Here is a 21,881-nt window from a genome sequence, read left to right as displayed (position 1 = left end):
CAACCGATGTATGTGCGTCACCTGGGCCTCCGTGATTTCCGTTCCTGGGCCGAGGTCGATCTGGAACTGGAGCCCGGTCGTACCGTGTTCATCGGTCCCAACGGCTACGGGAAGACGAACCTGCTTGAGGCGCTGTGGTTTTCGGCGACCCTCGGCTCGCATCGCGTCGCCACCGACGCTCCGCTGATCCGTGCCGGCGCGCAACGCGCGCTCGTGTCGACCATCGTGGTCAACGACGCCAGGGAACTGGCCGTCGACCTGGAGATCAACGCCGGTCGCGCCAACAAGGCCCGGCTGAACCGCTCTCCGGTGCGCAGTGCCCGTGAGGTCATCGGGGTCCTGCGGACCGTTCTGTTCGCCCCGGAGGACCTGGCGCTGGTCCGCGGTGACCCCGGCGAGCGGCGCCGGTTCCTCGACGATTTGGCCACCCAGCGCCGGCCGCGTATCGCGGCGGTTCGAGCCGACTACGACAAGGTGGTCCGCCAGCGCACCGCGTTGCTCAAAAGCGCTCCGTCCCGCCACCGGGCCGACAGCGGCATGCTGGAGACCCTCGACGTCTGGGACGGCCATCTGGCCGAACACGGCGCCGCCTTGATGGCGGCCCGGATGGAGCTGGTCAACGACCTGACGCCACAGGTCGCCGAGGCCTACCGGTTGCTGGCCCCGGCCTCGCGGCCGGCGGCGATCGGCTATCGCGCCGGAGTCGAGCTGACCGCCGAGATGTGGGCCGATCCGACCGGGCGGCAGCCGCAACTGCAAGAGGTGCTGATCGAGGAGATGGCGCGGCGGCGCAACGCCGAACTGGAACGCGGGGTGTGCCTGGTCGGGCCGCACCGCGACGACCTCGAGTTACGCCTCGGCGACCAGCCCGCCAAGGGCTACGCTAGCCATGGCGAGTCGTGGTCGATGGCGCTGGCGTTACGGCTGGCCGGCTACGAATTACTCCGTCTGGACGGAGGGGAACCGGTGCTGTTGCTCGACGACGTCTTCGCCGAGTTGGACAAGGCGCGACGCAACGCCTTGGCCGCGGTGGCCTCCGACGCCGAACAGGTGCTGGTGACCGCCGCGGTAGCCGACGACGTACCGCCGGACTGGGACGCCCGGCGCGTAGCGATCGGCCTGGCCGACGGAGCCGAGATCCAGACCTCGGTGGTGCAGTCGTGACCGGACCCGACGACGCCGGCCCCCCCGAATCACTCGCCGGCCTGCCCGGAATGGACCTGGTCCGGCGCACCCTGGAGGAGGCCCGGCACGCCGCGCGCAGCCAGGGAAAAGACACCGGCCAACAACGCGGCCCGGCCCGGCCGATGCGGCCCGGCGGACGCAGGCGACGCTGGTCGGGGCCGGGGCCGGATCACCGTGACCCGCAGCCGCTGGGGGCGGCCACCCGCGATCTCGCCCGCCACCGCGGCTGGTCGCCGCGGGTCGCCGAGGGCACCCTGTTCGCCCAGTGGCGCGCGGTGGTCGGCGACCAGATCGCCGACCACGCCGATCCGACCGGATTGCGGGAACGAGTGCTGTCGGTGTCGGCGGATTCCACCGCCTGGGCCACCCAGCTGCGGATGATCCAGAACCAACTGCTGGCGAAGATCGCCGCCGCGGTCGGCGACGGGGTGGTGACCGCATTGAAGATCACCGGGCCGGTCGCGCCATCCTGGCGGAAGGGACCCCGGCACGTCCGCGGCCGCGGCCCGCGCGACACCTATGGATAACCGGGGCACAGTAGATGGATAACCGGGGCACAGTAGACAGCGCGGGCATGGGCTGACAGCCGCCAGGATCGAGTGAAGCGTCCTGTCCAGCGTGCGGACACCCCCGAAATCAAGATATTCAGCACACGACGCAATTAGATAGGTGGAAACGCACCCAGAAAACCGGTGCCGTCGGTGGTTGACGGTAGACTGAGTCGACGACCTGCTGCGGTGGCTGAACCGCCCCGCACGTGACACCCCGAGGAGACCGTTCCGACCGTGGCTGCCCCGAAGAAGAAAAAAGACGAGTACGGCGCCGAGTCGATCACGATCTTGGAGGGCCTGGAGGCCGTCCGCAAACGCCCCGGCATGTACATCGGCTCCACCGGTGAGCGCGGCCTGCACCACCTGGTCTGGGAGGTCGTGGACAACGCGGTCGACGAGGCGATGGCGGGCTACGCCACCACCATCGACGTGGTTCTGCTCGAGGACGGCGGGGTCGAGGTGCGCGACGACGGGCGCGGGATCCCGGTGGGCATGCACGCCTCGGGTGTCCCGACCGTTGACGTCGTGATGACCCAGCTCCACGCCGGCGGCAAGTTCGACTCGGATTCCTATGCGGTCTCCGGCGGCCTGCATGGCGTCGGGGTGTCGGTGGTCAACGCGTTGTCCACCAAGCTCGAGGTGGAGATCAGCCGCAATGGGCACGAGTGGTACCAGGTCTACGACTACTCCGTCCCCGGCACCCTCAAGCAGGGCGAGAAGACCAAGAAGACCGGCACCACGGTGCGGTTCTGGGCGGACCCGGAGGTCTTCGAGACCACCGAATACGACTTCGAGACGGTCTCCCGACGCCTCCAGGAGATGGCGTTCCTCAACAAGGGACTGGTCATCAACCTCACCGACACCCGGGTGACCAAGGCCGAGGTCGTCGACGAGGTGGTCAGCGAGGTCGCCGACGCGCCGAAATCCGCGGAGCAGCAGGCCGCCGAATCCGCCGCGCCGCAGAAGCTCAAGCAACGCAAGTTCCACTACCCCGGTGGGCTCGTGGACTACGTCAAGCACATCAACCGCACCAAGACCGCGATCCACAAGTCGGTGGTCGACTTCTCCGGCAAGGGCGACGGCCACGAGGTTGAGATCGCCATGCAGTGGAACGACGGCTACAACAAGGACTCGGTGCACACCTTCGCCAACACCATCAACACCGCCGAGGGCGGCACCCACGAGGAGGGATTCCGCAGCGCACTGACCTCGGTGGTCAACAAATACGCCCGGGACCGAAAACTGCTGAAAGACAAGGACTCCAACCTCACCGGTGACGACATCCGCGAGGGCCTGGCGGCGGTGATCTCGGTGAAGGTGGCCGAGCCGCAGTTCGAGGGGCAGACCAAGACCAAACTCGGCAACACCGAGGTCAAATCGTTCGTGCAACGGGTCTGCAACGAGCAACTGGGCCACTGGTTCGAATCCAACCCGGCCGAGGCCAAACTGATCATCAACAAAGCGCTGTCCTCCGCGCAGGCGCGCATCGCCGCCCGCAAGGCACGGGATCTGGTGCGACGCAAGAGCGCAACCGACCTCGGGGGCCTGCCCGGCAAGCTCGCCGACTGCCGGTCCACCGACCCGACGAAATCCGAACTGTATGTGGTTGAGGGTGATTCGGCCGGCGGCTCGGCCAAGAGCGGGCGCGATTCGATGTACCAAGCGATTCTTCCGCTGCGCGGCAAGATCATCAACGTCGAGAAGGCCCGGATCGACAGGGTGCTGAAGAACACCGAGGTCCAGGCGATCATCACCGCGCTGGGCACCGGTATCCACGACGAGTTCGACCTGGAGAAGTTGCGCTACCACAAGATCGTGCTGATGGCCGACGCCGACGTCGACGGCCAGCACATCGCCACGCTGCTCCTCACCCTGCTGTTCCGGTTCATGCGCCCGCTGATCGAGAACGGCCACGTCTATCTGGCCCAGCCGCCGCTGTACAAGCTGAAGTGGCAGCGCAACGAGCCGGCGGAGTTCGCCTACTCCGACCGCGAGCGGGACGGCCTGCTCAAGCGCGGGCAAGAGGCCGGCAAGAAGATCAACAAGGACGACGGGATCCAGCGGTACAAGGGTCTTGGCGAGATGAACGCGAAGGAACTGTGGGAGACCACGATGGACCCCACGGTTCGGGTCCTTCGCCAGGTGACACTCGATGACGCCGCCGCCGCCGACGAGCTGTTCTCCATCCTGATGGGTGAGGACGTCGGCGCTCGGCGCAGTTTCATCACCCGCAACGCCAAAGACGTTCGTTTCCTTGATGTCTGACGCTGTGCGCCGGATTCGACTTTCCTGACCGAAGAACGGGGACCATATGACCGACACGACGTTGCCGCCCGAAGACGCCGCCGACCGCATCGAACCGGTCGACATCCAGCAGGAGATGCAGCGCAGCTACATCGACTACGCGATGAGCGTGATCGTCGGTCGCGCACTGCCCGAAGTCCGCGATGGTCTCAAGCCGGTGCACCGGCGCGTGCTCTACGCCATGTTCGACTCCGGCTTCCGCCCGGACCGCAGCCACGCGAAGTCGGCGCGTTCGGTCGCCGAGACGATGGGTAACTACCACCCGCACGGTGACTCGTCGATCTACGACACCCTGGTCCGGATGGCGCAGTCCTGGTCGATGCGCTACCCACTGGTCGACGGGCAGGGCAACTTCGGTTCGCCGGGCAACGACCCGCCGGCCGCGATGCGTTACACCGAGGCGCGGCTCACCCCGCTCGCGATGGAGATGCTGCGTGAAATCGACGAGGAGACAGTCGATTTCATCCCGAACTACGACGGTCGGGTGCAGGAACCGACCGTGCTGCCCAGCCGGTTCCCCAACCTGCTGGCCAACGGCTCCGGCGGTATCGCCGTCGGGATGGCGACCAACATCCCGCCGCACAACCTGCGCGAACTCGCCGAGGCGGTGTACTGGGCGCTGGACAACTTCGACGCCGACGAGGAGGCGACCCTCGCCGCGGTCATGGAACGGGTCAAGGGCCCGGACTTCCCGACCGCCGGCCTGATCGTCGGCACCCAGGGCATCCACGACGCCTACACCACCGGGCGCGGTTCGATCCGGATGCGCGGTGTGGTGGAGATCGAGGAGGACTCCCGGGGGCGCAACTCGCTGGTCATCACCGAGCTGCCCTACCAGGTCAACCACGACAACTTCATCACCTCGATCGCCGAGCAGGTGCGCGACGGCAAGCTGGCCGGCATCGCCCACATCGAGGACCAGAGCAGTGACCGGGTGGGCCTGCGCATCGTCATCGACGTCAAGCGCGACGCGGTGGCGCGGGTGGTGCTGAACAACCTCTACAAGCACACCCAGCTGCAGACCAGCTTCGGTGCCAACATGCTGGCGATCGTCGACGGGGTGCCGCGCACCCTGCGGCTGGACCAGATGATCCGCCACTACGTCGACCACCAGCTCGACGTCATCGTCCGGCGCACCACCTATCGGCTGCGCAAGGCCAACGAGCGGGCCCACATCCTGCGCGGCCTGGTCAAGGCGCTTGACGCCCTCGACGAGGTCATCGCACTGATCCGGGCCTCGCAGACCGTCGACATCGCCCGGCAGGGCCTGATCGACCTGCTCGACATCGATGACATCCAGGCTCAGGCGATCCTGGACATGCAGCTGCGTCGGCTGGCCGCCCTGGAACGGCAGCGGATCATCGACGACCTCGCCAAGATCGAAGCCGAGATCGCCGACCTCGAGGACATCCTGGCCAAGCCGGAGCGCCAGCGTGCGATCGTGCGCGACGAACTGGCCGAGATCGTCGAGAAGTACGGCGACGACCGGCGGTCCAAGCTCGTCCCGGCCGACGGCGACGTCAGCGACGAGGACCTGATCGCCCGCGAGGACGTGGTCGTCACGATCACCGAGACCGGCTACGCGAAACGCACCCGCACCGACCTGTACCGCAGCCAGAAGCGCGGCGGCAAGGGCGTGCAGGGCGCCGGCCTCAAGCAGGACGATATCGTCAAGCACTTCTTCGTCTGCTCCACCCACGACTGGATCCTGTTCTTCACCACGCAGGGCCGGGTGTATCGGGCCAAGGCCTACGACCTGCCGGAGGCTTCGCGCACCGCGCGCGGCCAGCACGTCGCGAACCTGCTGGCCTTCCAGCCCGAGGAACGCATCGCGCAGGTGATCCAGATCCAGGGCTACGAGGACGCGCCCTACCTGGTGCTGGCCACCCGCAACGGGCTGGTCAAGAAGTCCAAGCTGACCGATTTCGACTCGAACCGTTCCGGCGGCATCGTCGCGATCAACCTGCGTGACGGCGACGAACTGGTCGGCGCGATGTTGTGCTCGGCCGAGGACGACCTGCTGCTGGTCTCGGCCAACGGCCAGTCGATCAGGTTCTCCGCGACCGACGAGGCACTGCGGCCGATGGGCCGGGCCACCTCCGGCGTGCAGGGCATGCGCTTCAACGCCGACGACTACCTGCTGTCACTCAACGTGGTGCGCGAGGACACCTTCCTGCTGGTGGCGACCTCCGGCGGCTACGCCAAGCGCACCGCGATCGAGGAGTACACCGCCCAGGGTCGTGGCGGCAAGGGCATCCTGACCATCCAGTACGACCGGCGCCGCGGCCGGCTGGTGGGGGCGCTGATCGTCGACAACGAGAGCGAGGTGTACGCCATCACCTCCTCCGGTGGGGTGATCCGCACCAAGGCACGCCAGGTCCGTAAGGCCGGCCGCCAAACCAAGGGCGTTCGGTTGATGAACCTGGGCGAGGGCGACACACTGATAGCGATCGCGCGCAATGCCGACATAGTCGATGACGAGTCGGGCAGCTAACCCGACGGCTAAGGAGTCCACCGGTGACATCGCCACACGAGCCGGAGAAGACCGGACCGGGCGCCGCCGCGCCGGAGCCGGCGAGCCCGGGCCGCACCGGTCCGGAACCCGCCCGCGGGGGGACCTCCGGCGAAGTCGCGCCGCCCTGGCAGCGCGGGGCAGCCCGGCGGGCGTCGACGGGTCCCGCGCCCGAGTCGGCCAAGACCGGGCCGGGCGACGGCCGGGCCGGCGAGCGGGTGCTGTCCGGATCGGCGGTGCGGCCACGGCCGGCGCAGTCCGACCCGACCGCGACGCGGGTGGAGCCGGCCCGCCCGGACACCGATTCCTACGGCAGCGAGCTCCCGGACCTGTCCGGGCCGGCGCGCACCACGCCCCGCAAGACCGCCGCGCCGGCCGCACCGGCGAAACGCCCCGCGCCGTCGACCGGCAGCAGTGCGATCCAGGTCGGTCGCCGCGGCGGGGGGCCGGTCCGGGCCAGCATGCAGATCCGCCGGATCGATCCGTGGACGACGCTCAAGGCGTCGCTGATCCTGTCGGTGGCGCTGTTCTTCGCCTGGATGATCGCCGTGGCCTTCCTCTATCTGATCCTCGGCGCCATGGGGGTCTGGAGCAAGCTCAACGACACCGTCGGTGACCTGCTGCAACAGACCAGCGTCAGCACCGGCGGAGACATGATCTCGGCCGGCTCGATCTTCGGCACCGCCACATTGATCGGCCTGGTGAACATCGTGCTGCTCACCGCGATGGCGGCGCTGGGCGCGTTCGTCTACAACCTCGCCGCCGACCTGGTCGGCGGCGTCGAGGTCACCCTGGCCGACCGCGAGTAGCGGGCGGCGGATCGGGTAGTTTGGGGCCGGCAGCCGGGTGCGGTAATCTCGTCGCTCGGTCGTCCACAACATCCGGGCCTATAGCTCAGGCGGTTAGAGCGCTTCGCTGATAACGAAGAGGTCGGAGGTTCGAGTCCTCCTAGGCCCACCGAGCCGGCCGGTCCCGGCCCACCGAGAAAGGTGCGACGCGTGCGGTGGTTGGTGCTGGCGCTGGTTGCGGCGATAGCCGTGCTGGCCGTGCGCTCCGGGCGGAGCGGCGAGGTCTGGCACACGCTTCCCGAGCCGACCGGCTGACCGGCAGCCAGGGGCCTTAGCTCAGTTGGTAGAGCACTGCCTTTGCAAGGCAGGTGTCAGGGGTTCGATTCCCCTAGGCTCCACAGATCTCGACCTGCGACGCGCGGGCTACGGGCGCGGCTGAACCTCGACACTGGGCGGCCGCGGCGACGGCTCCTCGGTGCGGCCGGCTCGCCGCACGATCACCACGGCGGCAACACCGCCGGCCACCACCGCGGTCGCCGCGACACCGATCACCCACGGACGAGGTGTCCGTCGCCGGGACCGGCGGGCTTCCCGCAGGGCCTGCGGCAGCCCGGCGACCACTTCCTGGGCCGCCGCGAACTCGTCGGCCAGCACCTCCTGCGCGGCGCTCACCTCGTGGGCGAGCCGGCCCTCACGGTAGCGGCGGCGCAGACTGTTCACCCCGGCCTGGGCGCTGTTCAGCCCCAATCCGACGACACCGCGGGTGACGTCGACCGGACCGACCGCGGTGTAGGTCAGCCCGCGGCCCAGCCGCTGTCGCGGGGTCAGCGCCGCTTCCGTCTTCGCCCTCATCTGCCACCTCTCCGCCTGCCGGGTCCGGACTTTGCTAAGCCTGCCATCTTTGGGCCCGCCGCGGGGCGGTTGGGCGCACAGAACCGGTGCCGGGGGCACCCGGGCGTCCGGGCGGTACCGGCCATCGGGCAGACTGTCATTCCGTGACCAACAGCCCTCAGCAGACCGCGAGCGCCACGCTGCACACCAACCGCGGCAACATCGAGATTGCGCTCTTCGGCAACCACGCCCCCAAGACCGTCGACAACTTCGTCGGCCTCGCCCAGGGGAGCAAGGACTACTCGACCACCAACGCCTCCGGCGGCTCGACCGGCCCGTTCTACGACGGCGCGGTGTTCCACCGGGTCATCAGCGGGTTCATGATCCAGGGCGGTGACCCCACCGGCACCGGCCGCGGCGGTCCGGGCTACCAGTTCGGCGACGAGTTCCACCCGGAACTGCAGTTCGACCGGCCCTACCTGCTGGCGATGGCCAACGCCGGTCCCGGCACCAACGGGTCGCAGTTCTTCATCACCGTCGGCGTGACCCCGCACCTCAACCGCAGGCACACCATCTTCGGTGAGGTCCGCGACGCCGACTCCAAGAAGGTCGTCGACGAGATCGCCAACACCGTGACCGACAGCGGCGACCGGCCCACCGAGCCGGTCGTGATCGAGTCGATCACGGTCGCCTGACGAGACCCGACGGGGCCTGACGCCGCGCCGACCCGGCGCGGGGACGCCTCAGCGGCCGGCGAAGCCGGCGACGGTCAGCGCGTCGAGCACATCCACCGGGTCGGTGCCCAGGTCCCAGCGCGAGAACACCACCAGATCGTCGTCGGTGGTCTCGATCTCCAGCAGCCGTGTCTTGCGGCCGATGCGCTGGAACTCGGTGATCCGGATCAGCGCGATCGCCTCCCGGGTCAGCCGCCGTGTGCGGAACCAGCCGTGCACCACCAGTTCCGCGCCTGCCACGGCCAGCCGCGGCCGTGCCCGCCAGGACAGCACCGCGAAACCGAGCAGGCCGAGACCGGCCAGCGTGATCAGAACCCGGCCCGGCGCGTCGGTGACGGCCAGCAGGCCGAGGGTGAGCAGGACCAGCCCGGCTCCGCCTGCGGCCACGATGCCCGCGGTGGGCGGCGCCCAGCAGACCGTCGGTTCCTCAGGCCCGGTCATCCCCACACCTCCGAGTTATCCACAGGCGTTTTCCACAGTGGGGATAAATCACACGCGTGTGATTGGGTCACGATTCGGTTGCGGCCGGGACAACGGATCGTGACCTGACCGTGACTTTTCAGCGCCACCGCATGGTCAGCAGCAGGCCGGTGATCATGAACGCGAACGCGATCGCGTAGTTCCACGGGCCCAGATCGGCCATCCAGATCAGCGCGTTGGGCACGTCGTACCCGGTGGCCGCCAACTGGAAGACCATCAGCCAGACCAGCCCGAACAGCATCAGCCCGATGAACAGGGCGACGAACCACACGCTGGACGGCCCAGCCTTCACCTTCACCGGGGTGCGGCTCACCGAGCTGGCGGCGAAGGTGTTCTTCTTACGGACTTTGGACTTGGGCATCAGAACCTCGGATACTGAGCGGGCGGGGGTACACCTGCGAACATTCGTTGCCACCGAGCCTAACGCAGGGTCGCATGCACAGAACGGAGAGCCGATGTCCACAACGGTCGCCCGGCGCCGCTCGCCGTGGTCGGTCGGTGTCCCGGTGGTCTGCCTGGCCGCCGGGCTGCTGCTGGCCGCCACCCACGGGGTCTCCGGAGGCGATGAGATCCGCGGCAGCGACGCACCGCGGCTGGTGGACATGGTGCACGAGGAGCGGGCGGTGGTGGACGAGCTCACCGACCGCCGTGCCGCCCTGGCCGCCGCGACCGAGTCGGTCCATGGCGGTTCACCGGACGCGGCGCTGGCCGCGATGCGCGACCGGGACAGCCAACTGTCCGCGATCGCCGGCCTCGGTGCGGTCAGCGGTCCCGGGCTGCAGGTCACGCTGACCGACGCCCAGCGCGACGCCCATGGCCGGTTCCCCCGCGACGCCTCCCCCGACGACCTGGTGGTGCACCAGCAGGACATCCAGGCCGTGCTCAACGCGATGTGGAGCGCGGGCGCCGAGGCCGTCCAGGTGCAGGACCAGCGGGTGATCGCGACGTCGGCGGTGCGCTGCGTGGGCAACACCCTGCTGCTCAACGGCCGAACCTACAGCCCGCCGTACACCATCACCGCGATCGGCGATGCGGACGCGATGAGCACGGCGCTGGCCGAGGCGCCGCTGGTGATCCTCTACCGCCAGTACGTGGTGCGCTTCGGTCTGGGTTACAGCGAACGGCCGTCCTCGGACCTGACCGTCGCGGCCTACACCGACCCGCTACGGATGCGGTTCGCCGAGCCGGCCGGCCCGCTCGGCTACTGACCGCCGCTGTCGTTCCGGCCCGCGGCCCCGGTAGCCTGGGACGATGCGGGTCCTGGTCGTCGACAACTACGACAGCTTCGTGTTCAACCTGGTGCAGTATCTCGGCCAGTTGGGCGTCGAGGCGACGGTATGGCGCAACGACGACCCGCACCTGTCCGACCCGGCCGCCGTGGCCGCGGGCGTCGACGGGGTGCTGCTCAGCCCCGGACCGGGCACCCCGGAGCGGGCCGGCGCCTCGATCCCCCTGGTGCACGCTTGCGCGCAGTCGCGCACCCCGTTGCTGGGGGTCTGCCTGGGCCACCAGGCCATCGGTGTGGCCTACGGGGCGACGGTGGACCGGGCCCCGGAGTTGTTGCACGGCAAGACCAGCAGCGTCCACCACGAGGACGGCGGGGTGCTGCGGGGGCTGCCCGATCCGTTCACCGCGACCCGCTATCACTCGCTGACGATCCTGCCCGAGACCCTCCCGGCCGAACTCCGGGTCACCGCCCGCACCCGCGGTGGGGTCATCATGGGGGTCCAGCACCGCGACCTGCCCATCCACGGGGTGCAGTTCCACCCGGAGTCGATCCTGACCGAGGGCGGCCACCGGCTGTTGGCCAACTGGCTCACCGAGTGCGGCCTGCCCCGCGACGAGGCGCTGCTGTCGCGCCTCGAGCAGGAACTGCGCCAGCGGCTCAGCGCCGCGGCCGGCTGAGCTACTGGCCGAATTTCAGGGTGATGTTGGCGTCGCGGTTGACGCCCTTGCCCGCGGCCGGGCTCTGGTAGACGACCCGGTTGTGCGAGTCGCCGCCCGCGTCGACGTCGGCGCCCTTGACCAGCATGCCGGTCCAGCCCAATGCCCGCAGTTGCGGCTCGGCGTCGGTCCAGAACATGCCCGACACGTCCGGCATGATGAACTGGTTGCCGCGGGAGACCTGCAACTCGATGACCGTGTCGAGGGGGGTGTTGGCCCCCGCGGCCGGGTTCGTGCCGACCACTTCGCCGGCCGGGCGCGGGCTGTCCACGTTGACCTCGGTGACCTTGGTGAATCCGTAGACCTCGAGGTTCTGTCGTGCGGACTCGACGGTCTGCCCGCCCACATCGGGCACGTCCTTCATTTCCGGCCCGGTGCCGACGATCACCTCGATCTCGTTCGTGATCGCCGAGGTGGAGTTGACCGGCGGGTTGGTGCCGACAACCCGGTCCTTGAGCTCCGGGGTCGAGGGCGCCTCGGTGCGTTTGAACTTGCTGAACCCGCGGTCCTGCAGCTTTTTGACCGCAGTCTCATAGCTCAGCGACGCCACGTCGGGCAGCTGGCGCTGCTCGGGACCGTAGGACACCTTGACGATGATCACGTCGCCCTTGCGCGCCATGTCGTTGGCTCCGGGCTCGGTGCTGATCACGTGGTCGGGGGGCACCTCGGAGTCGGCTTTTTGCTCGGTGCGGACCTCGAAGCCCTTCTTCTGCAACTCCGCGACCGCGTCGGCGGAGACCATGCCGCGCACGTCGGGCACCTGCAGTTCATGAGGGCGTTTGCCGCCGAAGACCTGGATCGCCACCGTCACGCCGATGGTGAGCACCGCGAGCACGGCCACCGCCACCAGCCACCGGGCCACCGATGACCCGGCGGCGCGGTCGCCGCTGAAGTCCAGTTGCTGGCGGGGCAGCGGGTCGGTTTGCGGGCCGCCGGCCGCGGACCCGGCGGAGCTCTTCAGCAGCGACGCTCGGTCGGCGTCGGTGAGGACCTTGGGCGCCTCGGGCTGCTCGCCGTTGTAGACCCGGATCAGGTCGGTGTGCATGTCGGCGGCGGTCTGGTACCGGTTGTCGGGGTTCTTCGCCAGCGCCTTGAGCACGACCGCATCCAGGCCGGCGGGAATTCCGCTGTGCCGCTGGGACGGCGGAACCGGGTCCTCGCGGACATGTTGGTAGGCAACGGCAACCGGCGAGTCTCCGACGAAAGGTGGCTCGCCGGTGATGATCTCGTAGAGCACGCAGCCCAGCGAGTACACATCGGAGCGGGCGTCCACCGGCTCACCGCGGGCCTGTTCCGGCGAGAGGTACTGAGCGGTGCCGATGACGGCGGCGGTCTGCGTGACGTTGTGGCTGTCGGCCAGGGCGCGGGCGATGCCGAAGTCCATCACCTTCACCGCGTTGCTCTTGCTGACCATGATGTTGGCCGGCTTGACGTCGCGGTGGATGATCCCGTGCTGGTGGGAGAAGTTGAGGGCCTGGCAGGCGTCGGCGATGATCTCGATCGCGCGCTGCACCGGCAGGGGGCCGTCGTTCTGCACCATGTCGCGCAGGGTGACGCCGTCGACGTACTCCATCACGATGTATGGCAGTGGGCCCGAGGGGGTTTCGGCTTCTCCGGTGTCGTAAACCGCGACGATCGCCGGGTGGTTCAGCGCGGCGGCGTTCTGCGCCTCACGCCGGAACCGCAGATAGAAACTGGGGTCACGGGCCAGGTCGGCTCGCAGCACTTTGATCGCGACGTCGCGGTGCAGTCGCTGGTCGCGGGCCAGGTGGACCTCGGACATGCCGCCGAAGCCGAGGATGTCCCCGAGTTCGTAGCGGTCGGAGAGGTGTTGCGGAGTCGTCATCGCGGCGCCTCGAGTCGGTGTGGGGGTGTCGCCGGGACAACCCGGATCAGCGCGTCGGAAGCGACGGGGCCGCTCCATGCGGCGGGTGCGGCCGGGGCGGGTTCCGCCGGCTCGGTGGGTGCGGCCGGGGCTTCGGCCGCCGGCTCATCGGTCTGAGTGGCCGGGGTGTCGGTGAACGTCGACGTCGTCGACGAACTGTTGTTGTGCGCGTTGAGCACGATGAGCACAGCGCTGATCACCGCGAGAGTGACCAGCACTCCGGCCGCCCACAGCAGCGCCCGCTGCCCGGAGGTGAAGGCGCGCCGCGGGGGCGGCGGGGTGCGATGGGATCCGGTGCGCGCCGGGCGGGATCGGGCGGGCGCCGGGCGGGACGCCGCGGCGGGTGCGGCCCGGGTGAGCCCGGTCGACGGGATCGCGGTGGGTGCGGCCCGGCCCGCCGACGGCAGCCGGCTGGGGCGCGGCGGGCGGTGGCCGGAGCGGACGGCGGCGACCGCGTCGGCGAACGGCCCGCCGCTTTGGTAGCGCATGCCGGGGTTCTTCACCAGCGTGATCTCGATCAGTTCCCGCACGTTGGCCGGCAGTTCGGCGGGCAGCGGCGGGGGTGGCTCCTTGATGTGTTTCATCGCTACGGTCAGTGCGCCGTCGCCGATGAAGGGTCGTTTGCCGGACAGCACCTCATAGCCCACCACGCCGAGGGAGTAGACGTCGCTGGCCGCGGTGGCGTCATGGCCGAGGGCCTGCTCGGGGGCGATGTACTGGGCGGTGCCCATCACCATGCCGGTCTGGGTGACCGGGGCGGCGTCGACGGCCTTGGCGATGCCGAAGTCGGTGATCTTGACCTGTCCGGTGGGGGTGATCATGATGTTGCCCGGTTTGACGTCGCGGTGGACCAGCCCGGCGGTGTGGGCGATCTGCAGTGCGCGCCCGGTCTGCTCCAGCATGTCCAGGGCGTGGCGCAGCGACAGTTTGCCGGTGCGTTTGAGCACGGAGCTGAGCGGTTCGCCGTTGACCAACTCCATCACCAGGTAGGCGGTGCGGCCCTGGTCGTCCATTTCGGTCTCGCCGTAGTCGTGCACGCTGGCGATGCCGGGGTGGTTGAGCATGGCGGTGGTGCGCGCTTCGGTGCGGAACCGTTCGATGAACTCCGGGTCGGTGGAGAACTCCGCCTTGAGCACCTTGATCGCCACGCGCCGGCCCAGGCGGTTGTCGACCGCCTCCCACACCTGGCCCATGCCGCCGGTGGCGATGAGTCGCTGCAGCCGGTAGCGGCCGGACAGCGTTGCGCCTACTTTCGGGCTCATGATCCTCCCTGCAGCGCGGCCTCGATCACGGCGCGTCCGATCGGGGCGGCGAGCGCACCCCCGGTAGCCGAGAGTCGGTCCCCGCCATCCTCCACCAGCACCGCGACCGCCACCCGCGGGTTCTCAGCGGGTGCGAAAGCGATGTACCACGCGTGCGGCGGGGTGTTACGCGGGTCGGTCCCGTGCTCGGCGGTACCGGTCTTGGATGCGATCTGCACGCCGGGAAGGGCTCCTTCCTGCTGGGTCAATGACTCGGCGCCGATCATCAGTTCAGTCAGCTTAGCGGCGACCTGCGGAGAGACCGCACGCCGTTGCGTCTGGGGCGCGGTCGCGGCGATGTTCGCCAGATCCGGGCCCTGCAGGCTGTCGACCAGGTAGGGCCGCATCATCACCCCCTGATTGGCGATGGTGGCAGCGACCAGCGCGTTCTGCAATGGCGTCAGCGCCACGTCCTTCTGCCCGATACTGGAGATCCCCAGCGCCGCGGCGTCGGGAATCGGGCCGATCGTGGACTGGGCGACCTGCAGCGGGATCGCGGCCGGGGTTTCGTCGAGGCCGAACGACTCGGCGGCGGTGCGCAGGGCGGATTCGCCGGTGTCGAGCCCGAGTTGGACGAACGCGGTGTTGCAGGACCGCGCGAAGGCCTCCCGCAGCGACACCGTGTCCCGGTCGCCGCAGCGGGCTTCACCGAAGTTGGCCACCGTGGCGCTGCTGTCCGGCAGCTCGATCCGGGGCGCGGCGGTGAGCTGGTCGTCGTCGGTGGCGCCGGCGGTCAGTGCGGCGGCGGTGGTGATCACCTTGAACGTGGAACCCGGCGGGTAGGTCTCGGACAACGCCCGGTTGGTCAGCGGCGCATCCGGGTCGTCCCGTAGTCGCTGCCAGGCGCGGACCTGTTCCTCGGGGTCGTGGGCGGCCAGCAGGTTCGGGTCGTAGGACGGCGAGGACACCAGCGCCAGGATGCGGCCGGTGGCCGGTTCGAGTGCGACGACCGCGCCCTTGCAGGCCGGGTCGCAGCCGTGCTGCATCGCGTCCCAGGCGGCCTGCTGCACCCGCGGCTTGATGGTGGTGTTGACGTTGCCACCGCGCGGGTCGCGGGCGGTGAAGAAGTCCGCCAGCCGGCGGGCGAACAGCCGCTCGTCGGAGCCGTTGAGCACCGAGTCCTCGGCCCGCTCGAGGCCGCTGCTGGAGTAGCGCAGCGAGTAGAACCCGGTGATCGGTGCGGATACCTGCGGGTGCGGGTAAACGCGCTGGAAGCGGAACTTGCCGTCGGTCGCCTCCGAATAGGCCAGCAATTGGCCGTCGGCGGTGATCTGGCCGCGCTGACGGGAGTACTCGTCGAGCAGGATCCGCTGGTTGCGCGGGTCGGCGCGCAGGCTGTCGGCGGAGAAGACCTGGGTGATGGTGGCGTTGATCAGCAACAGCACCACCAGGGCCAGGACGGCGATCGAGACGCGACGCAGTGAGGTGTTCATACCCGCTCGATCACCTCGGTGCCCGCGGCGGCGATCGGGGTGGTCTGTTGCGGCGGCGGGTCGACCAGCGGCCGGCGGGCGGCGTGGGAGATCCGCAGCAGCAGGGCCAGCAGGATGTAGTTGGCCACCAGTGACGAGCCGCCGTAGGACAGCCACGGCGTGGTCAGCCCGGTCAGCGGGATCAGCCGGGTGACGCCGCCGACGACGATGAACAGCTGGATTGCCAGGGTGGCGGCCAGACCGGCGGCCAGCAGCTTGCCGAAGCTGTCGCGCACGGCCAGCGCGGTGCGCAGCCCCCGCATGATGACGATCGTGTACAGCATCAGCAGGGCGGCGAAACCGACCAGGCCGAGCTCCTCGCCGAAGGCGGCGATGATGAAGTCGGTGGATGCCGCCGGGACGTAGTCGGGCTGGCCGTTGCCCCAGCCGGCGCCGAAGATGCCGCCGGTGGCGAAGCTGAACAGCGACTGCACCATCTGGTAGCCGGTGCCCTCGGGGTCGGCGAACGGGTCCAGCCAAGCCTGCACCCGCACCCGCACGTGCGCGAAGACGAAGTAGGCCACGGTGCTGCCCGCGACGAACAGCGCCAACCCGATCAGCACCCAGCTGACCCGGTGGGTGGCGATGTAGACGATCACCAGGAACGACGTGTAGAGCAGCAGCGAGGTGCCCAGGTCCTTCTCGAACACCATCACCCCGACCGAGACGACCCAGGCGACCAGCAGCGGTGCCAGGTCGCGGGGCCGCGGCAGGTTGACCCCGAAGACATGCTTGCCTGCGCTGGTGAACAGGTCGCGTTTGGCGACCAGCACGGCGGCGAAGAAGATCAGCAGTAGGATCTTGGAGAACTCCGCGGGCTGGATGGAGAACCCGGGGAAACGGATCCAGATCTTCGCGCCGCCCTCCTCGGAGAACCGGGCCGGCAGCAGCGCCGGGATCACCAGCAGGATCAGTCCGGCCAGTCCGCAGAGGTAACCGTTGCGGGACAGCTCGCGGTGGTCGTCGAGCACCAGCAGCACCAGGGCGAACGCGATGACGCCGACCAGCGTCCACAGCACCTGCTGGCTGGCGCCGGGTTGCGAGCCGCCGTCGGGTGGGCCGGCCAGGTCCAGCCGGTGGATCATCACCAGACCCAGCCCGTTGAGCAGGGCGACCACCGGCAGCAGCAGCGGGTCGGCGTAGGCGGCGTAGCGGCGGATCATCAGGTGCGCCCCGCCGAACAGCACCAGGTAGGCGCCGGCGTAGCCGACGATCTCCCAGCCGAGGTCACGGTGCTGGTCGACCTCCACGATCAGCAGCGCCACGGTGGTGATGGCCGCGGCCAGACACAGCAACCCCAGCTCGGCGTTGCGCCGGTCGGGCTGGGGCGGTGCGGGTGCTGGGGTGACGGCCGGCTGCGGCTGGGTCGTCATGCCGCGTCCCGGCAGTCAATTCCCGGTGTCGGTGGAGCGGAGGGCCGGGTCGTCACCGGGGGCGTGGAGGTGGTCGGGGTGGCGGGCGCGGTGGTGCTGGGTCCGTCGCCGGGTTCGCGGGTCGGGCGCGGCGTGCTGGTGGTCGGTTCGGCGGCGTCGGACTCGGTCGGCGCGGACTGGCGCGGGGAGTGGGTGGGGGTGGGTTTGGTGGTGAGTGTGGAGCACAGCGGCAGCAGCGCCTCGGGACCGGCGAGCTTGTGCAGCTGGGTGACCGCGTCGTCGAAGGTGCCGGCCGGCAGCCCGTCGGTGACCTGTTGGCGTTCGGACAGTCGCAGGTCGTCGAGCGTCATCGGCCGGCAGCGCGACCCCTCGGCGGGCTGGGTCCACTCGACCAGCGAGAGTTCGTTACGGGCGTCCAGGCAGACCCGCCGGAACGGTTCCTGCAGGGTGCGGCCCAGGAACGTGCCCGGCACCCCGCGCATGATGGCCACGTTGCCGTCGTGGGCGGTGACGAAGTAGTTGCGGTTGATGACGATCTTGCCCACCGCCAGCGCGGCCAGGGCCACCAGGATCACCAGCACGATGGCCAGGATCAGCCGGGTGCGGGAGCGCGGCTGGTGGACGAAGGCGTCCACCTGCGGCAGCCGACGCTTGACGACGTTGGGGCGCGGGTTGATCGCCGAGGCGCGCCCGGCTGCGGTGTTGGGGCGAGGCCGGTCACTGTCATCGGAGACGGCGCCGGCCAAGATAGGGCGGGTCTGGCCGTAATCCGTATCGACGACGTCGGCGACGACGACGGTCACGTTGTCCGGGCCGCCGCCGCGCAACGCGAGTTCGATGAGCCGGTCGGCGCACTCCTCGACGTCGGCGATCTGTAGCGCCTCGAGGATGGTCTCGGTGCTGACCGGATCGGAGAGTCCGTCGGAGCAGAGCAGGTAGCGGTCGCCGACACGGGCTTCGCGCATCACCAGTGTCGGCTCAACCTCGTGGCCGGTCAGGGCCCGCATGATCAGGGACCGCTGTGGATGGCTGTGGGCGTCCTCGGCACTGATCCGGCCCTCGTCGACCAGGGTCTGCACGAAGGTGTCGTCCTTGGTGATCTGACCCAGTTCGCCGTCGCGCAGCAGGTAGCCGCGGGAGTCGCCGATGTGGCACATCCCGATCCGGTCGCCGGCGAACAGGATCGCGGTGAGGGTGGTGCCCATCCCGTCGAGCTCGGGTTCGGCTTCGACGTGGGCGGCGATGGCGGCGTTGCCTTGTCGGACCGCGGCGTCGAGCTTGCCCAGCAGGTCGCCGCCGGGCTCGTCGTCGTCCAGCGGCGCCAGTGCGGCGATCACCAGCTGGGAGGCGACCTCCCCGGCGGCGTGCCCGCCCATCCCGTCGGCCAACGCCAGCAGTCGGGCCCCGGCGTACACCGAATCCTCGTTGTTGGAGCGCACCAGCCCGACGTCACTGCGCGCGGCGTAGCGCAGCACCAGGGTCACGGGCGCAACTCGATTACCGTCTTGCCGATTCGTATCGGCGTTCCCAGGGGAACTCGTACCGCCGTGGTCACCTTCGCCTTATCCAGATAAGTACCGTTGGTCGATCCTAAATCCTCGACGTACCATTCCGTGCCGCGCTGAGACAGTCGGGCATGCCGGGTGGAGGCGTAGTCGTCGGTCAGGACCAAGGTGGAGTCGTCGGCGCGGCCGATGAGCACCGGCTGGCCGCTGAGGGTGATGCGCGCACCGGCCAGGGCGCCGTCGGTCACGATGAGCCGCCGCGCGACGCTGCGTTGCTGGCGGGACGGTAGCAGGGTGCCGCGGATGGTCAGCCCGCGGCGCATCATGACCGCGCCGGTGGGCGCGTAGATGTCCGCCCGCAGCACCCGCAGCACCGACCAGATGAACACCCACAGCAACATCAGGAAACCGGCACGCGTCAGCTGCAGCATCAATCCCTGCATCTGGCGTCCTCTCCGTCCATGCACCGACCATCGCGCCCGCGGTGCGGAGCCCGCTAGCAACGTCACGATACTTGGACGGTGATCGTGGCGGGGTCAGGCCACACGGCTTGACCCCACGTGATCTCAGTGAATCCGGACGACGATCTCGGAGTGACCCAGTCGGATGACGTCACCGTCGGCCAGCTGCCATTCCTGAACCGGGGCGTTGTTCACCGTGGTGCCGTTGGTCGAGTTGAGGTCCGAGAGCAGCGCGACCTGCCCGTCCCAGCGGATCTCCAGGTGCCGGCGTGAGACCCCGGTGTCGGGCAGCCGGAACTGCGCGTCCTGGCCACGGCCGACCACGTTCGCGCCCTCGCGGAGCTGGTAGGTGCGGCCACTGCCGTCGTCGAGCTGCAGCGTGACCGCCAGCCCGGCGCCCGGGTAACCGCCGCCCTGGCCGTAGTCGCCGTAGCCGCCCTGTTGGCCGTAGTCGCCGTAGTCGTAACCGCCGCCGGGCTGCTGCTCGGCATAGTCGTAGCCGGGCGGGCTGTCGTAGCCGGCGGCCGGGGGCGCGTCGTAGCGGCCGAAATCCTGCTGGCCGTAGTCGGGTTGGCTGTAGCCCTGGGCGTAGTTCTGGCCGTAGTCGGGTTGGCCCTGCCCGTAGTCGGGCTGGCCGTAGTCGGGTTGGCCCTGCTGGCCGTAGTCAGGTTGGCCGTAGTCCGGCTGGCCCGGGCTCTGCCCGTAGTCCGGCTGGCCGTACTCCTGCTGGCCGTACGGCGGTCCCCCCGGACCCGGGTAGCCCTGGCCGTAGCCACCGCCCTGGTCCGGGTACGGGGGCCGCTGCTGTTCCGGCGGCGGGCCGTAGCCGCCCGGACCCTGATCGGGGTAGGCGGGCCGCTGCGGTTCCGGCGGTGCGCCGTAGCCGCCGTCGTCGTGGCGGGCCGGGCCGCGCCCGTAGTCGCTGTAGCCGGGCTGGCCGCCGGGCCCGCCCGGGCCGCCGGGCGCGTAGCCCTGCTGGTCGAAACCGGGTCCGCCGGGAGCACCCGGACCGCCGGGGCCACCGGGCCCACCCGGGCCGCCGGGACCACCAGGTCCGTAGTGCGCGGGCGGACGCTGCTCATACGACGGCGGGTAACCACCCTGCGGCGGGTAACCCGGCTCACCCTGCGGCGGGCCGGCGGGGCCACCGTGTTCGGGCGGGTAGGGACCACGCGGGTCCTGACCGGCTCGCGGATCGTCCTGCGGCCGACCGTAGTAATCGTCGGGGTGCCCCTGCCCGGGGCCGCCGCGGTAGCTCGGGTTGTCGCTCATTGGTGGCACTCCTGATTCTGCGGGAATCGCGTGGTCCGATTGTGGTGGGGCATCGTCGCGAGTGGTCGGTTGGTCGGCGGCATCCGGGTTGACGGCACCGCGTGCGCGGAACTGCCCGGTGTGCAGATTCGAGGCTTGCTCGAAGCGCACAACCACCTCACCATACGTTTGCCACCCCTGTTCAGCGATGTGCTCGGCCAGGTGCCGGGCGAAGGAATTCGACGTGCGGTCCGAATCCGCGCTCACCTTGGCGTAATCGTTCTCACTGAGGGTAATGATGTATTCGTTGGGCGCCAAAAGATGGTTGCCCTGTAGAGCGCGAACACCGTCGGCGGCTTCGCGGCGCAGCAGAGCCTCGATCTCCTGGGGAACGATCGACCCGCCGAAGACCCGGGCGAATGCGTCATCCACGGTTGCCTCGAGCTTGCGCTCGAGGCGCTGAACGAGCCCCTTCTGGCTGCTCATGCACCGTCCGCCTCACTGAATCCATACCAACCCGGCCGTCACAGACACGTCCACGGCGTGTCGGGTTTCCCACGCCGCCTGGATAGATGGTATCGGGATTTGCTGGGTTCCCGGCACCAAAATATCTCTGAGGATGACATCGACGCAGTTCACAGCCGGTGTCGAGGGGTGACGAGGCGGCGCCCGGTACGGTTGGGGACGACCGGGGCAGCCGTGATAGTCTCCTCCGGTCGCGCGGGCGAGTGGCGGAATGGCAGACGCGCTGGCTTCAGGTGCCAGTGTCCTTCGGGACGTGGGGGTTCAAGTCCCCCTTCGCCCACCAATGTGATGAGTCGCGTCATCGGTGACAGCTGAGTCGCGTCATTGGTTACAGATCACCCCGGCTTGTGTCGGGGTTTTTCTGTTTGTTGGGCCAGTAGTTGTGGTCGGGGTCGATGTGGTGGCTGGCCAGGATGTGGTGGCCGGTTTTGCTGATGACGGTGACGGTGGTGGCGCTGATGAGGATCAGTACGCCGGTGCCGGCGTGGGCGCGGCCGATGCCGAGGTGGTGGAGGCGGCTGGCGTGGCGCAAGGTGAGTTTGCCGAATTGGTCGACGGTGTCGGTGCGTAGCCGGATGGCGGCGTGGGGCTGGTTGGTGGGGGTGGCTTTGGGTCGGGCGGTGTAGGCCTGATGGGGGGTGAGGTGGCCGGGGTGGGCGCGGTGGCCGCGTTGGGTGTTGTAGATCGTGCGGAAGTCGTCGAGTAGGCATTGGAGTTCGGCGAGTGTGTCCGGGGGGGGGGGGTGGCGAGCCAGCGTTTGAGGGTTTGGTGGAAGCGTT

The 21,881-nt window shown here is 69.3% G+C and carries 18 protein-coding genes, 3 tRNA genes and 1 pseudogene; 11 read left to right on the top strand and 11 right to left on the bottom strand.

Features of this window, described 5'->3' with window-relative positions:
* Positions 1-6 precede the first annotated feature (6 nt).
* From recF to AWC30_RS09820, 7 genes are all read left to right on the top strand, one after another.
* Positions 7-1,164: a DNA replication/repair protein RecF gene (gene recF / locus AWC30_RS09850; protein WP_085110022.1), complete on the top strand. Its 1,158-nt coding sequence runs from the start codon at positions 7-9 to the stop codon at positions 1,162-1,164.
* Positions 1,161-1,712, top strand: a complete 552-nt coding sequence (locus AWC30_RS09845; RefSeq protein ID WP_264000540.1) for a DUF721 family protein — start codon at positions 1,161-1,163, stop codon at positions 1,710-1,712. Before recF ends, AWC30_RS09845 begins: the two co-directional genes overlap by 4 nt.
* 258 nt (positions 1,713-1,970) lie before the next feature.
* Positions 1,971-4,001, top strand: coding sequence for a DNA topoisomerase (ATP-hydrolyzing) subunit B (gyrB, locus tag AWC30_RS09840; RefSeq protein ID WP_085110021.1), 2,031 nt, complete (start codon positions 1,971-1,973; stop codon positions 3,999-4,001).
* A 46-nt stretch (positions 4,002-4,047) separates the two neighbouring features.
* Positions 4,048-6,534 carry a DNA gyrase subunit A gene (gene gyrA, locus AWC30_RS09835; RefSeq protein ID WP_085110020.1) on the top strand — a complete coding sequence of 829 codons (2,487 nt, stop codon included), beginning with the start codon at positions 4,048-4,050 and terminating at the stop codon, positions 6,532-6,534.
* A 23-nt stretch (positions 6,535-6,557) separates the two neighbouring features.
* Positions 6,558-7,361 (top strand): DUF3566 domain-containing protein, encoded by an 804-nt coding sequence (locus tag AWC30_RS09830; protein ID WP_085110019.1) that lies wholly within the window; start codon positions 6,558-6,560, stop codon positions 7,359-7,361.
* A gap of 74 nt (positions 7,362-7,435) precedes the next feature.
* Positions 7,436-7,509: transfer RNA gene (locus AWC30_RS09825), tRNA-Ile, on the top strand.
* Positions 7,510-7,665: 156 nt separating this feature from the next.
* A tRNA-Ala gene (locus AWC30_RS09820) sits at positions 7,666-7,738 on the top strand.
* 25 nt (positions 7,739-7,763) lie between these two features.
* On the opposite strand, the gene cwsA is transcribed toward AWC30_RS09820, so the two are convergent.
* Complete coding sequence (gene cwsA, locus AWC30_RS09815; protein ID WP_085110018.1) at positions 7,764-8,192, bottom strand: cell wall synthesis protein CwsA; 429 nt, start codon at positions 8,190-8,192, stop codon at positions 7,764-7,766.
* A 143-nt stretch (positions 8,193-8,335) separates the two neighbouring features.
* Between cwsA and AWC30_RS09810 the strand changes: the two genes are divergently transcribed.
* Positions 8,336-8,866, top strand: coding sequence for a peptidylprolyl isomerase (locus AWC30_RS09810; protein ID WP_085110017.1), 531 nt, complete (start codon positions 8,336-8,338; stop codon positions 8,864-8,866).
* 48 nt (positions 8,867-8,914) lie between these two features.
* Here AWC30_RS09810 and AWC30_RS09805 read toward each other — a convergent pair whose 3' ends face one another.
* Together AWC30_RS09805 and crgA are read right to left on the bottom strand one after the other, a co-directional pair.
* Positions 8,915-9,346 carry a PH domain-containing protein gene (locus tag AWC30_RS09805; protein ID WP_085110016.1) on the bottom strand — a complete coding sequence of 144 codons (432 nt, stop codon included), beginning with the start codon at positions 9,344-9,346 and terminating at the stop codon, positions 8,915-8,917.
* Positions 9,347-9,464: 118 nt separating this feature from the next.
* Positions 9,465-9,746, bottom strand: coding sequence for a cell division protein CrgA (crgA, locus tag AWC30_RS09800; RefSeq protein ID WP_085110015.1), 282 nt, complete (start codon positions 9,744-9,746; stop codon positions 9,465-9,467).
* A gap of 94 nt (positions 9,747-9,840) precedes the next feature.
* On the opposite strand from crgA, the gene AWC30_RS09795 reads away from it, so the two are divergent.
* Together AWC30_RS09795 and AWC30_RS09790 are read left to right on the top strand one after the other, a co-directional pair.
* On the top strand, positions 9,841-10,593 hold the full coding sequence (locus AWC30_RS09795; RefSeq protein WP_085110014.1) for a DUF881 domain-containing protein: 753 nt from the start codon (positions 9,841-9,843) through the stop codon (positions 10,591-10,593).
* A gap of 43 nt (positions 10,594-10,636) precedes the next feature.
* Positions 10,637-11,290: an aminodeoxychorismate/anthranilate synthase component II gene (locus tag AWC30_RS09790; protein ID WP_085110013.1), complete on the top strand. Its 654-nt coding sequence runs from the start codon at positions 10,637-10,639 to the stop codon at positions 11,288-11,290.
* A 1-nt stretch (position 11,291) separates the two neighbouring features.
* On the opposite strand, the gene pknB is transcribed toward AWC30_RS09790, so the two are convergent.
* The 7 genes from pknB to AWC30_RS09755 all read right to left on the bottom strand — a co-directional run bounded on the left by pknB (position 11,292) and on the right by AWC30_RS09755 (position 21,063).
* Positions 11,292-13,175, bottom strand: coding sequence for a Stk1 family PASTA domain-containing Ser/Thr kinase (pknB, locus tag AWC30_RS09785; RefSeq protein ID WP_085110012.1), 1,884 nt, complete (start codon positions 13,173-13,175; stop codon positions 11,292-11,294).
* Entirely contained in the window at positions 13,172-14,476 is a 1,305-nt protein-coding gene (locus AWC30_RS09780; protein ID WP_085110011.1) for a serine/threonine-protein kinase, read from the bottom strand. Before AWC30_RS09780 ends, pknB begins: the two co-directional genes overlap by 4 nt.
* Complete coding sequence (pbpA, locus tag AWC30_RS09775; RefSeq protein ID WP_085110010.1) at positions 14,473-15,948, bottom strand: D,D-transpeptidase PbpA; 1,476 nt, start codon at positions 15,946-15,948, stop codon at positions 14,473-14,475. The genes AWC30_RS09780 and pbpA overlap by 4 nt, the downstream gene beginning before the upstream one ends.
* Positions 15,945-17,360 (bottom strand): peptidoglycan glycosyltransferase RodA, encoded by a 1,416-nt coding sequence (locus tag AWC30_RS09770; protein WP_085110009.1) that lies wholly within the window; start codon positions 17,358-17,360, stop codon positions 15,945-15,947. Before AWC30_RS09770 ends, pbpA begins: the two co-directional genes overlap by 4 nt.
* Complete coding sequence (locus tag AWC30_RS09765; protein WP_085110008.1) at positions 17,357-18,844, bottom strand: PP2C family protein-serine/threonine phosphatase; 1,488 nt, start codon at positions 18,842-18,844, stop codon at positions 17,357-17,359. Before AWC30_RS09765 ends, AWC30_RS09770 begins: the two co-directional genes overlap by 4 nt.
* On the bottom strand, positions 18,841-19,308 hold the full coding sequence (locus AWC30_RS09760; RefSeq protein WP_085110007.1) for an FHA domain-containing protein FhaB/FipA: 468 nt from the start codon (positions 19,306-19,308) through the stop codon (positions 18,841-18,843). The genes AWC30_RS09765 and AWC30_RS09760 overlap by 4 nt, the downstream gene beginning before the upstream one ends.
* A 123-nt stretch (positions 19,309-19,431) precedes the next feature.
* A complete protein-coding gene (locus tag AWC30_RS09755) occupies positions 19,432-21,063 on the bottom strand; it encodes an FhaA domain-containing protein (protein ID WP_085110006.1) in 1,632 nt (543 codons plus the stop codon).
* A 236-nt stretch (positions 21,064-21,299) separates the two neighbouring features.
* Between AWC30_RS09755 and AWC30_RS09750 the strand changes: the two genes are divergently transcribed.
* Positions 21,300-21,385 (top strand) — tRNA-Leu (locus tag AWC30_RS09750).
* A gap of 45 nt (positions 21,386-21,430) precedes the next feature.
* Here AWC30_RS09750 and AWC30_RS18065 read toward each other — a convergent pair.
* Positions 21,431-21,881 (bottom strand): annotated as a pseudogene (locus AWC30_RS18065) (IS481 family transposase); the annotation flags it as partial.

Origin of the sequence: Mycolicibacillus trivialis (genome assembly GCF_002102395.1) — a bacterium.
GTDB lineage: Bacteria > Actinomycetota > Actinomycetes > Mycobacteriales > Mycobacteriaceae > Mycobacterium > Mycobacterium triviale.
This window is presented reverse-complemented; position numbering and strand designations above follow the sequence as displayed.